At 40.5% G+C, this 13,693-nt stretch carries 13 protein-coding genes; 1 reads left to right on the top strand and 12 read right to left on the bottom strand.

Annotation, left to right across the window (positions count from 1 at the left end):
- Positions 1 to 209 precede the first annotated feature (209 nt).
- Positions 210 to 1,118 (top strand): recombination-associated protein RdgC, encoded by a 909-nt coding sequence (rdgC, locus tag AACV01_RS03400; RefSeq protein ID WP_004245172.1) that lies wholly within the window; start codon positions 210 to 212, stop codon positions 1,116 to 1,118.
- Between the two features lie 82 nt (positions 1,119 to 1,200).
- Here rdgC and yedF read toward each other — a convergent pair whose 3' ends face one another.
- The 12 genes from yedF to hybO all read right to left on the bottom strand — a co-directional run bounded on the left by yedF (position 1,201) and on the right by hybO (position 12,522).
- On the bottom strand, positions 1,201 to 1,443 hold the full coding sequence (yedF, locus tag AACV01_RS03405; RefSeq protein ID WP_004245173.1) for a sulfurtransferase-like selenium metabolism protein YedF: 243 nt from the start codon (positions 1,441 to 1,443) through the stop codon (positions 1,201 to 1,203).
- Positions 1,440 to 2,666: a selenium metabolism membrane protein YedE/FdhT gene (yedE, locus tag AACV01_RS03410; protein WP_004245174.1), complete on the bottom strand. Its 1,227-nt coding sequence runs from the start codon at positions 2,664 to 2,666 to the stop codon at positions 1,440 to 1,442. The genes yedF and yedE overlap by 4 nt, the downstream gene beginning before the upstream one ends.
- Before the next feature lie 193 nt (positions 2,667 to 2,859).
- Complete coding sequence (gene hypE, locus AACV01_RS03415) at positions 2,860 to 3,879, bottom strand: hydrogenase expression/formation protein HypE (RefSeq protein WP_004245176.1); 1,020 nt, start codon at positions 3,877 to 3,879, stop codon at positions 2,860 to 2,862.
- A complete protein-coding gene (hypD, locus tag AACV01_RS03420) occupies positions 3,876 to 5,012 on the bottom strand; it encodes a hydrogenase formation protein HypD (RefSeq protein WP_004248992.1) in 1,137 nt (378 codons plus the stop codon). The genes hypE and hypD overlap by 4 nt, the downstream gene beginning before the upstream one ends.
- Positions 4,999 to 5,265 (bottom strand): hydrogenase maturation factor HybG, encoded by a 267-nt coding sequence (gene hybG, locus AACV01_RS03425; protein WP_004245178.1) that lies wholly within the window; start codon positions 5,263 to 5,265, stop codon positions 4,999 to 5,001. Before hybG ends, hypD begins: the two co-directional genes overlap by 14 nt.
- A complete protein-coding gene (gene hypB / locus AACV01_RS03430; protein ID WP_161682435.1) occupies positions 5,256 to 6,479 on the bottom strand; it encodes a hydrogenase nickel incorporation protein HypB in 1,224 nt (407 codons plus the stop codon). The genes hybG and hypB overlap by 10 nt, the downstream gene beginning before the upstream one ends.
- 61 nt (positions 6,480 to 6,540) lie before the next feature.
- The gene (gene hybE / locus AACV01_RS03435; RefSeq protein ID WP_004245180.1) at positions 6,541 to 7,035 is read right to left on the bottom strand and encodes a hydrogenase-2 assembly chaperone; all 495 of its coding nucleotides are present in this window, start codon (positions 7,033 to 7,035) and stop codon (positions 6,541 to 6,543) included.
- Positions 7,032 to 7,520, bottom strand: a complete 489-nt coding sequence (locus AACV01_RS03440) for a HyaD/HybD family hydrogenase maturation endopeptidase (RefSeq protein ID WP_161682437.1) — start codon at positions 7,518 to 7,520, stop codon at positions 7,032 to 7,034. Before AACV01_RS03440 ends, hybE begins: the two co-directional genes overlap by 4 nt.
- Complete coding sequence (hybC, locus tag AACV01_RS03445) at positions 7,520 to 9,223, bottom strand: hydrogenase 2 large subunit (RefSeq protein ID WP_004248989.1); 1,704 nt, start codon at positions 9,221 to 9,223, stop codon at positions 7,520 to 7,522. Before hybC ends, AACV01_RS03440 begins: the two co-directional genes overlap by 1 nt.
- Complete coding sequence (gene hybB / locus AACV01_RS03450; protein WP_004245183.1) at positions 9,220 to 10,401, bottom strand: Ni/Fe-hydrogenase cytochrome b subunit; 1,182 nt, start codon at positions 10,399 to 10,401, stop codon at positions 9,220 to 9,222. The genes hybC and hybB overlap by 4 nt, the downstream gene beginning before the upstream one ends.
- Positions 10,388 to 11,401, bottom strand: coding sequence for a hydrogenase 2 operon protein HybA (hybA, locus tag AACV01_RS03455; protein WP_004245184.1), 1,014 nt, complete (start codon positions 11,399 to 11,401; stop codon positions 10,388 to 10,390). The genes hybB and hybA overlap by 14 nt, the downstream gene beginning before the upstream one ends.
- Positions 11,398 to 12,522, bottom strand: a complete 1,125-nt coding sequence (gene hybO, locus AACV01_RS03460) for a hydrogenase 2 small subunit (protein ID WP_004245185.1) — start codon at positions 12,520 to 12,522, stop codon at positions 11,398 to 11,400. Before hybO ends, hybA begins: the two co-directional genes overlap by 4 nt.
- Positions 12,523 to 13,693: the final 1,171 nt, after the last annotated feature.

Consider the following 13,693-nt stretch of genomic DNA (forward strand, 5'->3'; position numbering starts at 1 on the left):
TATCTCTCCCGTAAAACGATAAGTTAATTAGCAGCAAATAAGAATAAAACTCATTTTCATAAAGTAATTTTACTAATTATTCGATTCAGCTTGAGCACTGTTTTTATACTGTGAGCCGATAATAAATTTCTTTTAAAGGATATTACCTTTTAGATACTGCTAACATTCAGTATCATATTGCTGTTAATCATGATTAAGGGGAATGTCAGATGCTGTGGTTTAAAAATATTTTGGTCTATCGCTTAAATAAAGAGATAGCGCTGTCAATGGATGAGTTAGAACAACAGCTGGCTTCATTAGCATTCACCCCTTGTAGTAGCCAAGATATGACCAAAACGGGTTGGGTTTCACCTATGGGTGATCGTGGCGAAGCACTTATCCATGTTGCAGGTAAACAAGTCATGATGTGCGCACGGAAAGAAGATAAGATCCTCCCCGCCACCGTCATTAAGCAAGCGCTACAAGATAAAGTTGAAAAGTTAGAGGGTGAACAAGGTCGTAAATTAAAGAAAACCGAAAAAGCGACATTAAAAGATGAAGTTGTCCACACGTTACTTCCTCGCGCATTTAGCAAATTCTCACAAACCTTTATTTGGTTAGATTTAGATAAACAATTAGTGATTGTTGATTCAGGTAGTGCAAAACGTGCCGAAGATAATTTAGCCTTATTGCGTAAAACATTAGGTTCGCTACCCGTGGTTCCACTCAATTTTAATGAGTCTGTCGAATCAAAAATGACACAATGGGTTCGTTCCGGTGAACTCCCTGCTGGTTTTACATTAATGGATGAAGCCGAGCTTAAAGCGGTATTAGAAGAAGGTGGCGTGATACGTTGTAAGAAACAAGAGCTTGTCTCTGATGAAATTGCCACTCATATTGAAGCCGGTAAGTTTGTCACCAAGCTTTCTCTTGATTGGGAAGATCGCCTGCAATTCATGCTTTGTGATGATGGCTCTATCAAGCGCATTAAATTTAGTGATACCTTGCGTGAGCAAAACGATGATATTGATAAAGCCGATTTTGCCCAGCGTTTTGATGCCGATTTTGTCTTAATGACAGGTGAACTAAGCGCGCTAATTGAAAGGGTTATCGAAGTACTTGGTGGTGAAGCCGAGTAATTTTATCACCCGATATCATAGTACAAAAAAACAGCCTATCTCACGCTATGATCAGGCTGTTTTTTTATCAATTATTCCGCCGCTATTTTTGAATTAAATAGCGTATTGTCGGCCCATCTTGCTGAATATCTAATACGGTATAACCGTAGTTTTTCGCATCTAAGGGAATATTATTAATAGACTGAGGACAATCGCTTACCACTTCAAGGATCTCACCTTTTTTCAGTGACGGCATCGCTTCTAATGTTGCCACCGCAGGATAAGGACAAGGCTCACCGACCATATCAAGACGATAATCTGGCACTATGGTTTTTTTCTCGTTCATGCGATTTCCTTATTAATTTGTGTTGAAAGCGCTTGCGCTTGTTGCGCTCTTTTGCGGAAGAAATGTTTTTCCCACCAAAGTAGTAATATAAAAGAGAGACCAAGTAGCAGGTAGGTGATGGCTAATCCACCAACTGGACCAAAGGTATCTAATAGGTTGATTTTATCGTAGTCGGTAGCCAGTACCGCAGAAAAATCATCCCAATAGTACGCCAGTATTGTTGAACCAATCACGTTACCTAAACCTACCCACCAAAAGTGGATTTGCCCTTCAACTGCACGATACATCCAGCCTGTTTCACAACCACCAGCAAGCACGATACCAAAACCAAACAACAAACCACCAATAACTGCATTAGGACCGGCCCACATAATTTTCGGTGCAGCACCTAATTGTACATAGCTAAAAATACCCACCGCACTTACTGCCATACCGATAATAATCGCTTTCGCCATATGCGTTCTACCGGTTATCCATAAGTCACGAAATGCGGAAGTAAAACAGATTTGCGCACGTTCAATTAAGATCCCAAAGCCAATTCCCCCCAGCATAGCAAAGCCGAGTTTGGGTGAATCAAATAGAATGATTAATGACCATGCGATCATGGCAAAAAAGATAACCATCCCCAATCGAAAGCGACGTTTTGCACGTTGTTTATCTTGCGTAATAGGTGATGCTTTACTGACTTTTTGCAGTTTTACCGGTATACGAAATAGTGGCATTAATGAAAGTTTGGCACCAAAATAAGAGCCAATAGCAGTAGCAACAGCAAAGAACCAAGCATGCAATGAAAATTGAGGAATACCGGTAAAGAATGCCGCGAGGTTACACCCCATGGCTAAACGTGCACCAAATCCGGCAATAATACCGCCCAAAACGGCCTGAAGAATACGCACTTTATGTTGAGGATGACGAAGTTTGACATTATTGGCCCAAAGTGCTGCCATAATACAACCACCAAACATCCCAATAATCATTACCCCATCAATACGAGTGAGAGGTGTCCCTTCAAGACCAATGATTTTAAAGTAACCCCATTCTTCTGGATGCGCACCAAACCATTGCATCACATGACCGCCCCAGCGAGTAAACTCACCAGTAACTGCCCAGAAAGTGCCGGTTAAACCAAAGTAGTAAGTAGATAAGATACCTGCTGCAATAACCGCCGGAAGAGGCTTCCAGAAACGGATCAGGTATTGAGATTTAAATTCTGACCAAGACATGTTTTTCCCTAGAACTTACCCCCACGAGAGACCCTCTCCACGCAGTAGGATTGGTCGAACATGTTACTCCAAAAATATTTTTATCAAAGGATCAGAATTAAGATAAATGACAGAAGTTTGCGTTATAACAAACTTCTGTAACAGAGAAATAACTTATGAGTATTTAAAAGATCAGTTGAGTGATTTGATTTAATTAACAAATACGGGGTAATGGCTCGTTATAAGGGAGATCTAAAATACGACTTGTGCCAAAAATTCCCGTTAAACGAATATAACGCTCTTCAGTTACTTCACCAATGGTACAAGCATCTTGACCTAAAGTATGTTGATGCAAAGCCTCAAGAACTTGTTTTTCTGCTTGCGGTGACACGACTAATACAATTTTACCTTCGTTAGCAAAATTGAGTGCTTCCAGCCCTAATAATTCACACACACCACGTACAGACTGTTTCATTGGCAGTTTGTTTTCATATACATTCATGCCACAGCCACAGGCTTGAGAAAACTCATGTAAAATAGCGGTCACGCCACCACGAGTTGCATCACGTAATGCACGAATACCGTCAATTTGACGTAAAGGCGCGATCATTGGTTCAAGCACGGCACAGTCACTTTGCAGATCAGCTTCCAATCCTAAATTTTCACGTAAATTTAAGATAGTGGCACCATGATCGCCTATTGTACCGCTGACGATGATCTTATCACCAGCTTTAATGTGACTCGCTGCCCAATCAATTTTACTTGGGATCACCCCAATACCCGCAGTATTAATGAAGATCTTATCCGCAGCACCACGAGGAACCACTTTGGTATCCCCCGTTACAATCTGAATACCTGCTTGTTGTGCGGCTTTTGCCATCGCCATCACCAATGTTTCTAGCGTTTCAAAAGCAAGTCCCTCTTCTAAAATAAAACCACAAGAGAGATAGCGAGGTACAGCTCCACCTACAGAAAGATCGTTCGCGGTTCCGCAAACAGATAATTTACCAATATTTCCACCAGGGAAAATGATCGGATCAATCACATAACTGTCGGTACTAAATGCCAGACGATCGCCCTGTGCTGTGAGATCGGCTAATGCAATACGAGCCTGATCTTCTTTTTCATTCAATAATGGATTATCGAATGCTTTCAAAAATAGCCCTTCGATAAGTTGTTGCATACCTTGCCCACCATTTCCTTGAGCTAAGGTGATTTCATCAGGTTGTTTCATATATTACCTTCACGGCGATACTGATAATAAGCCGCACATGCACCTTCTGATGACACCATTAAGGCACCTAATGCCGTTTCTGGTGTACAACTTTTACCAAATAATGGGCAATCAGAAGGTTTGCATCGTCCGGTTAATACATCGCCACAGCGTGATTGTGGATTATCAGCCACTTGTTGTGGTGCTGGTGTAAAACGTCGTTCAGCGTCAAACTCAGCATAAGCGGGTGTTAGTTGAATACCAGACATAGGGATCTCCCCAAGTCCACGCCATTCACTGCTCTCTTTTAGCATAAAAACATCTTTCAATGCTTTTTGCGCAAGTTTATTGCCTTCATTAGGGACAATACGGCTATATTGATTTTCAATACTTAAAACATAATCTGCATTCTCAGCTTTTGCTTTAAGCTGTTTTACTACCATCAGTATAGCTTGTAATAAATCCAACGGTTCAAAACCTGTCACCACAAAGGGTTTTTCAAATTCATCACATAAAGGTTGATAAGGCGTGCAGCCAATCACCATACTGACATGACCGGGGGCAATAAAACCATCAATACGTACATCTTCTTGCTCTAATAAGCAACGTAAAGTCGGTACGATAGTAATGTGCTGACAAAATAGCGAAAAATTTTTCAGTCCACGTAATTTCGCTTGTTGCAGTGTCATCGCCGTACTTGGCATGGTAGTTTCAAAACCTAAGCCAAAAAATACCACTTGTTTATCAGGGTTATCTTGCGCAATTTTTAATGAATCAAGCGGTGAGTAAACAATACGGATATCACTACCACGACGGCGGGCATCAAGCATTGAACCATGACGACCGGGCACCCGCATCGCATCACCGAAAGTACAGAAAATGACTTCTGGACGGGCTGCAATTTCTAAGCAAGCATCAATGCGCCCCATAGGTAACACACATACCGGGCAACCGGGACCATGAACAAACTCAATCTCTTGTGGTAATAAGCGGTCGAGACCAAATTTAAAAATGGCATGCGTATGTCCGCCACACACTTCCATAATCTGTAATGGGCGAGTGATGGGATGGGGCCATTGTGAAATAGTTTCACGTATTTGAGCTAATAATGCTTTGGCTAATTCGGGATCACGAAATTCATCAACGTATTGCATCATCAGCCTCTTCAAGGGTAACACCATATACATGTTGTAATGCATCCAGAGTATCTTGAGCTTCTTGTTCATCAAGAATACTCATGGCAAATCCAACATGAATAAGCACCCACTTATCTAATAACTCTGACGGGTCACCCTCACAAACCATAGAGATATTAACGGCACGTTTTACGCCACTGACTTCAGCATAAGCGAGTTGGTGGACGTCATCGCCCACCTCAACTATCTTGGCAGGAACACCTAAGCACATAAACGGCTCTCCAACCAAGCTAACCACTCTTCCATACCTTCGCCAGTTGTCGCAGATAATGCAATGATCTCAATATTAGGATTGACGCGACGCGCTGATTCAATGCACGCTTGCACATCAATATTAAGATGTGGCACTAAATCAATTTTATTGATAATCATCAGATCTGCAGCGGCAAACATATGTGGATATTTTAATGGTTTATCTTCCCCTTCCGTTACCGAAAGGATAGCCACTTTATGTTTTTCACCCAGATCAAAACTGGCAGGGCAAACCAGATTGCCAACATTTTCAATAAAGAGAATACTGTTGTCTTTTAAACCTAATTGATGGGTAGCATCATGCACCATTTGTGCATCAAGGTGACAACCTTTACCCGTATTGACTTGAATAGCAGCAACCCCGGTTTCACGAATACGATCAGCATCATTCGTCGTTTGCTGATCACCTTCAATCACCGCACAAGGTACACGTTGCGTTAGCTGTTTTAACGTTTGAGTTAGCAACGTTGTTTTACCGGAGCCGGGACTTGAAACTAAATTCAGCGCCAATACATTTTGCTGGGCAAAATGTTCACGATTATGAACGGCAATTCGATTATTTTTATCCAGTACATCCATCTCAATTTTTAACATTCGTTTTTGGCTAATTCCGGGAGCATGAGTACCGGCTTCCCCTTGCCCATAATGCATGTTGTCATTATCAATAACTGGACTAAATTGTTCTTCGTGTTCATGGCTATGTTCGTGATCATGGCTATGTTCGTGATCATGGCTATGTTCGTGATCATGGCTATGTTCATGTTCATGGCTATGAGTATGTTCATGAGAATGTGCATGATGATCGTCATCATGCCCATGATGATGCTCATGGAACACTTGGGCTTCATTTTGCTGTGCATCATGATAAAAATGGAGATGAACATCGCCACTATTATGGTAATGGTGATGATGAATAATGATAGGCTGACCATGAGTTTCGTAATTGTGCTTATGCTTTTGCTCAGACTTATCAATATATTTATGAACAGTATTCGCTGGAGTAGCATTGTGTTCATGATGATGATCATGCCCATGATGATGGTGATGACCGTGATGGTGATGGCCATGGTCGTGATGATCATGGTCGTGAGAGTGATGGTGGTGATCGTGTGAATGAGGCGCTACGCCTTCAATGCTGACATTACCTTCACCACAACCGCAAGTGCTACACATATTCTGACTCCTGACTATTCAATAAGAAGAATTTGACTCGGTGTCGCGTAAACGTTCTACATTATGATCTTAACTGACCACGAAAAAGGGAACGCCGACTTAAATCAACTTCTGTGACGGATTGTGTCTGAACAGGAAGAGAAAGAGCCATTTTTGCACTGTTTTCTGCTAACTCAACCGCTTGCTCACCTTGTAAATGGCGATCAAGTGGCGACATTAATGAACAAGCCAGATATTGAGCACCATTAGCAAGTTCACCAACGACAAATTTAACCTGACCACAAGGAAGCGCTAAGGCGATACGCTCACCAATTTTACGTCTTGGCCACTCTTGTGATGGCCCGGGCAACACAATAAGCTCTAGCATCCAAGGCGTTAAAATTGTTCCAATCCATTGCTTTTCAAATAAAGTAAATCCCCCTGCTTTTACGGGAATATTTTCTCTATAAAAAGGCAATGCTTGCATCTCTTTTTTGGCAATCTCTCGAAAACTGCTTTCAAGTAATTCAATAGGTGGTTCATCGTATCCCGTGATATCCCAATTTAATTCACTCATGCTGTTACCTCTTTAGGGGTTACGGTGATCCCATGTTCACGCAAAATATTAACCACTTGTTCAAGTGCTATTTCCATCGATCGCTGACCAATATCTGACAATGACATACTTGGCGCTAATGAAGCAGGTTCAATACCCACTAAAATCAGTTTGCGAGGAAATTCATCGGTCATACGTAAAGCCATTAATACATCCGATAGCCCGAGTTGATGCGGTGAAATTTTCTGGGTAAATAATGCAGGTACATCATCATCATGTAATACAAAGATACTGCCCGGCTCGTGCTGGCTTCTTACTGCATCAGCAACAATCAATAAATCTCTTGCAGCAATATCTTGCAAAATTTCCATGCCTGATGTGCCACCATCAATAACATCGACGTTCTCCGGTAAAGAGAAGCGCTCTTCGAGCGCTTCTACGATACGAACACCAATGCCTTCATCGCTTAGTAATAAATTACCAATACCTAAGACAAGTGTACGCATTACAATACCTTCACCTTACTTAATTCTTTACCTGTTAAATCAACCATATGCACAGCACAAGCCATACATGGGTCGAAAGAGTGAATGGTTCTTACCACTTCCAGAGGTTTGTTAGGATCAGCCACCGGCGTTCCCACTAGTGATAACTCATAAGGACCCGGTTCATCATTAAAGTTACGAGGACCCGCATTCCATGTTGAAGGAACAACCGCCTGATAGTTTGTGATTTTGCCATCTTTAAAGACTATCCAGTGAGATAGCATACCGCGCGAAGCCTCTTCAAAACCGACGCCACGATACTCTTTACCCGGCTCAAACTCAGGTTTAATAAAGGAAGCAGTATCTCCACGGCCAATATTATCAACCAGTGATTGCCATAAGAAGTTAAGCGAATCTTGTAATACACAAGCATGAACAGTACGACCAATAATGCGTCCCCAAGTTGACTCTAACTGCTCTGTCACCAAGGTTTGACCGGTTAATTTGGTGTAGATCTGATTAACTTCGTTATAGTGTTTTACTGTGCCTTCATGTTTACCCGCTAAACCACACACTAACCATGCTAAAGTACCTACTTCTACAGGTTTGCCGTAAAATGTGGGTGACTTAACCCATGAGTATTTATTATTTTCATCCCAACCGGTGTATTTAGGACGAGTTAAACCTTCCCATGGTTTTAATGGTTCATCATCTTCATACCATGCGTGTTTACCACTCTCTTCGATGCCGTCTTTCAGGTTTTGATCTTTCCAATCTTTAATTGGACGATAAGTAGAAAAATCAACGCCTTCCATATAGCCACCTGAGAGTAAAAACTCAGTATTATTGCCATTAATAGGCAATTCAGGCACAGATAAGTAGTAATTAGCCCCTTTACCGATTTTTAACCACTCTGGATAATAAGCAGCAAAAATAGCAGTATCCACTTTATAAACCTGTTCAATAAAATCACCCAAGTTATCAATAAAGTGTTTTACATACATTAAACGTTCTAAATTGAGAACATTCGGTGCATCAAGGTTAATTGGGTTAGCAACACCGCCCACTGCTAAGTTTTGAATATGCGGTGTTTTACCCCCTAACACGGCCACAATGCGGTTTGCATCGCGCTGGCATTCCAATGCTTGTAGATAGTGGGCTACCGCAATCAAGTTCACTTCAGGAGGTAATTTCATGGCTGAGTGACCCCAGTAACCATTAGCGAAAATACCTAACTGACCGCTATCAACCAAATCTTGAATTTTCTTCTGCACTTTTCTGAACTCTTCAGCAGAGTTCAATTGCCATTGAGAAACCCCTTTAAGCATCGCTGAGGCTTTTTCAGGATCTGCCTGTAATGCTGCCGTAATATCAACCCAATCCATCGCAGACAACTGATAGAAATGGACGATATGGTCATGAATAATGTGAGAAGCCAAAATTAAGTTACGGATATACTGAGCATTAACCGGAATATCCATCCCTAAGGCATCTTCTACAGCACGTACTGAGGCTATTGCGTGAACCGTTGTACAAACACCACAAATGCGTTGCACAATAATCCATGCATCACGAGGATCGCTTCCTTTTAGGATCTCCTCCATTCCACGCCACATAGTACCGGAAGACCAAGCTTTAACGACTTTTCCGTTATCGATTTCACAGTCGACGCGTAAATGCCCTTCAATACGGGTAATAGGATCAATAGTAATGCGTTGGCTCATGATTTAACCTCAGCCTTTTTTAATTGTATATTTGACTCTGTTTGTGCTGGTAGTACCGGCAGTAAACGGATAATAAGAATGTAAGCAGTAACTTCGAATGCAACGAAGCCAATAGAAATCAACAACTCACTTGCAGTTGGGAAATAGTGATAACCGTTGCCTGGGTTATAAGCGACTAATGAATAGTTCATACGCCACATTGCCGCACCCACTAACATAAATAATGCGCAGACAAATAACATTCTTGGGCTACGACGATTATTTTTCAGGTGCATCAATACCAGAGGAATAAACAACAAGGCACTTTCTGCAAGGAATAACCAAGAGAACATATCCCCTTTAGCGATATAACTCAGCTTACCGTTCCAGATCACTTCACCCCAACGTAATACCAAGAAGGTGATCAGAAGTACTTCTATGATTTTAGTTAACTTGGTAAATAGCGGTGTTTCATCGTCATTAATAGTACGGCTCGCTTTTAATAAAGAACCTTCAAAAATAACAATAGTGAAACCGAGGATAAAGGCGGTTAATAAAGAGAATAGCGGTAGCATTTCATAAGATTGCCACAGAGGATGCACCTTCCAACCTGCCGAAATCATTAATGATCCCATGGAGGATTGGTGCATGGTTGGCAATAAGGCGCCTAGACCAATAATAAAGAACATCGCTTTATTAAGGCGTCTTAACGAAACTTTCCAACCTAAACGTTCCAGTAGTGCAGGTAAAAACTCTAATGCCATCACCATAATGTAGATGGTCATACAAGTTGCTGTTTCAAACAACACGGAGTTAACGTTAAAGTATTGAGGCATAAAGAAGTGAGGCATGTTCCAGTAACGACCAATATCGATTGCAATGGATAATCCACCTAACGAATAGCCGAACAAGCTCGCTAATAATGCAGGACGTACTAAGGGATGAAATTCACCTTTATTACAAACATAAACAGCCCATGCCAGTGCCCAACCACCACACGCAAAGCCTGTTCCGATAAGTAAGTCAAAGGCTATCCAAATACCCCAAGGATAACCGCCATTTAGATCGGAAACATCCCCAAGACCCAATACCAAACGCTTACCAATAAGAATAAAACCAAGCACAGCAAGCGGTAAAAACACTCTAACAGCTAAAGTAAATAACTTACCGCCAAGTGGACGAGGATCATGACTCGACATCGTTATCCTCCTTATGGTGTTCCTGCTCTTGTTTTTTACTATTACGGTTAACCAAATAAGTAATGCCCGCAAGCGCTGCTATTGGTAAAACCATACCTTTATACAGCGTATGTTGAATATGTTCAGAACGCGCACCCGTTGATAATGGAGCTACTTCTGGCATACCTAGGTTTTCAAAAGGCACCGCGGAAAGTACCATCACCTGCGTACCACCACCTTCAAACTCACCATAGATATGATCTTGATATTCTGGGATCTTATGTAGATAAGTATCGCCACCATTAATGGTTTGGCGTGGATAGTGATATTCTTCACCCGCTTTTTTCGCTAACCGGCGTTTTGCTTCTTCAAGCAACTCTTCACGAGTACCAAAAATCACAGCACCTGTTGGACAAACCTCAACACAGCCGGGTAATAAGCCTTTATCTAAGCGCTCCACCCCTTTTTGGTTACATAGTTCACATTTATAAAGCTTACCGAAGGGATCATCATAATCGTATTTAGGAATGTTATAAGGACAACCCACCATACAGTAACGACAACCTGTACAGATATCTGCATGATAATGCACAATACCGGTTTTCGGATCTTTGGTTAACGCTGAAACAGGACACACAGAAACACAGTTAGCATCAACGCAATGCATACATTGTTTCTTAATAAAGGCATAACCGTTTTCCAGTTGATCTTTATTTTCACCTGTTCCATCACGCCAAATTTGAATAATGTTATTTGTGTAAGGACTTAGTTTGTCATTGTTTGACCAGATCGGATCACCATTAGCATAAGTATCACCACGCTCCATGGGTTCCGGATGATTAATTTCCTGACATTTTGTCACACATGCTTGACAGCCTACACAGAGTGTAGAGTCATAGAGCATACCGAGAGCCCCAGGAATTGGAGGACGGTTCTGCGCCGCAGCATGACTCGCAGTGGGTGCCATTCCCGCAAGGAGAACCCCACCTGATGCCAGCTTAAAGAAATGACGCCTATTCACCGTTTATCCTCCTGTGAGGCTCCTGTGGTATTTTTGTCACGGCCTAATTGACGCACAGCCATCACACTTACCCCAGCAACAGCACCAACAACTGCACCTAATAAGCCTGCTGCACCATAAGAAACACCACCACCTTCTTTGGCGTTAACATCGGGTACTTGTGCTTTTGGTGTTGGCTGATAAACATTCGCAAGTTGGAAAATACCTTTCGTAAACCCGACACCCTCTTCATTACAGCCATAGCAAGGGTGACCAATACCAACAGGCCAAATTCCTCCACCAATATCGCAAAATTCTAATGTTGGGCAGTTACCGTAAGTTTCAGGTCCTTTACAACCTAAATGGTATAAACACCAGCCTTGGCGGTGTCCTTCATCACCAAATTCTTTAGCAAAACGACCCGCATCAAAATGAGGACGGCGTTCACAGTTTTCATGTATTAGACGCTCATATGCAAATAGCGGTCTGTTTTTGCTATCTAACTTAGGTAATGAATTAAAGGTAATAATATGTGCAACTGTAGCTAAGAAGTTATGTGGGTTTGGTGGACACCCTGGAATATTGATAACTGTTTTACCCGGTAAAATAGCTTCCAGTGATTTAGCGCCAGTAGGGTTACCTCCAGAAGCTGGTACACCACCCCATGCAGAACAAGAACCGATAGCAATAATTGCCGCCGCACCTTCAGCGGCTTCTTTGATATGCTCAAGAATAGGTTTGCCTGCCACCATACAGTAAATACCGCCATCTTTGTCAGGGATAGAACCGTCGACAACAAGGACGTATTTACCTTTGTATTTCTCCATCGCATTATGTTTGTTTTCTTCTGCTTGATAACCAAAAGCGGAAGAGAGCACTTCGTGATATTCAAGTGCGATAACATCCAGAACAAGGTTTTCAAGTGTTGGGTGAGTCGCACGTAATAAAGATTCCGTACAACCTGTACACTCTTGAGCACCAATCCAAATAACAGGTGGACGTTCAGGTGATGTCATTGCTTGTGACATTTGCGCGGCTGCTTTGCCGCTTAATCCCATGGTAGCTGATAACGCTGCGCACAATTTCATAAAATCGCGTCGGTTAATACCATGTTGGGAAAAAACATTATTCCCCAAGGCCATATATCTCTCCTGATATGATGATTTTTAATTGGAATAATTTTAAAACACCGCCTTTTTAACACTCCGACACAATAATGACTTGATCATTATCAAGCGATAATTCATTAAAAAATAAATTATTCTTTTATGCGAGAAAAAACGTTTCAGCTATTTAATGTTTAAGATGGATTTTTAATATATATGGTCAATTTAAAATTAATTATTCTTTATATAGTAATGATAAAATAAGTAGTAATAATTCTTATTATCAAAAAATGAGCTAATTAAAAATAATACAAATCATTTAAAATCAAACAGATACAGAAAACACAAAAAACAATCAATTTATAAGACAATATATTTAAAATAATACAAAAATAATAATTTATTATTTCTAATTTTCAACCCACATTATTAGAAATAACTTAATATATTTTTTTAATTATAAATATGATGGTTATTTTCATATTATCAACCTTTGTATTACATTATATAAATTGTTAAAAACTGGATTTTATAAATAATAAATAATTACATTAATATCTCTAATTTCATTACTAGATTGATTAATCAACAAAGTTATCTTCATTACGATCTTTATTGATGACTTTATCGTAATCAATACTTAAACCGTCTATATTTTAACCAGTAATCAACCTGTTTTTCTCATAATTTTTCATATAGTTATAAGTATATTCGTTTTTGGAATAACAATTTAGTGTCGTAAAAACGACTTGTTAGATAAGTAATCCATTATAACAACCGGTGGTTATCTCCCAGAAATACTCCACAATAGCTAATTAATATTATTTTGAAATTATTACTAATGGTTATTTTATAACATTGCGATTTTGCTAGTTGGATAACGCTAACTCAATTTTGATGTTAAATATTGGTAGCAAATTGATGCTTGATACTGACAAAGACAAAGTAATAATGTGTTTTTGGCACAATAGCAGAAAAATGTGCCACAAAATCTAAAAACGCCTCGCGAAGAGTGTTAACAATTTGTTGGTGTAGCAGGACTTGCATAGATAGATAGATAGAAAACAACCGATGGTATAAGCGGGCTCTCGACAAGATGAAACACACATTTGCTGCGTAATAAAACAAAAAGCCATAGTACCGCGAAGTACTATGGCTTTTAAATTTATTAAAATAATAAAAATGCTATGTGTAGTTCTCTGCCTTT

This window comes from Proteus sp. G2609 (assembly GCF_963896135.1).
Lineage (GTDB): Bacteria > Pseudomonadota > Gammaproteobacteria > Enterobacterales > Enterobacteriaceae > Proteus > Proteus mirabilis.

Bases quoted from the DNA above. Each gene is read 5' to 3' on its own strand.
- rdgC (WP_004245172.1), top strand. From the start codon at position 210: ATGCTGTGGTTTAAAAATATTTTGGTCTATCGCTTAAATAAAGAGATA.
- yedF (WP_004245173.1), bottom strand. From the start codon at position 1,443: ATGAACGAGAAAAAAACCATAGTGCCAGATTATCGTCTTGATATGGTC.
- yedE (WP_004245174.1), bottom strand. From the start codon at position 2,666: ATGTCTTGGTCAGAATTTAAATCTCAATACCTGATCCGTTTCTGGAAG.
- hypE (WP_004245176.1), bottom strand. From the start codon at position 3,879: ATGAAACAACCTGATGAAATCACCTTAGCTCAAGGAAATGGTGGGCAA.
- hypD (WP_004248992.1), bottom strand. From the start codon at position 5,012: ATGCAATACGTTGATGAATTTCGTGATCCCGAATTAGCCAAAGCATTA.
- hybG (WP_004245178.1), bottom strand. From the start codon at position 5,265: ATGTGCTTAGGTGTTCCTGCCAAGATAGTTGAGGTGGGCGATGACGTC.
- hypB (WP_161682435.1), bottom strand. From the start codon at position 6,479: ATGTGTAGCACTTGCGGTTGTGGTGAAGGTAATGTCAGCATTGAAGGC.
- hybE (WP_004245180.1), bottom strand. From the start codon at position 7,035: ATGAGTGAATTAAATTGGGATATCACGGGATACGATGAACCACCTATT.
- AACV01_RS03440 (WP_161682437.1), bottom strand. From the start codon at position 7,520: ATGCGTACACTTGTCTTAGGTATTGGTAATTTATTACTAAGCGATGAA.
- hybC (WP_004248989.1), bottom strand. From the start codon at position 9,223: ATGAGCCAACGCATTACTATTGATCCTATTACCCGTATTGAAGGGCAT.
- hybB (WP_004245183.1), bottom strand. From the start codon at position 10,401: ATGTCGAGTCATGATCCTCGTCCACTTGGCGGTAAGTTATTTACTTTA.
- hybO (WP_004245185.1), bottom strand. From the start codon at position 12,522: ATGGCCTTGGGGAATAATGTTTTTTCCCAACATGGTATTAACCGACGC.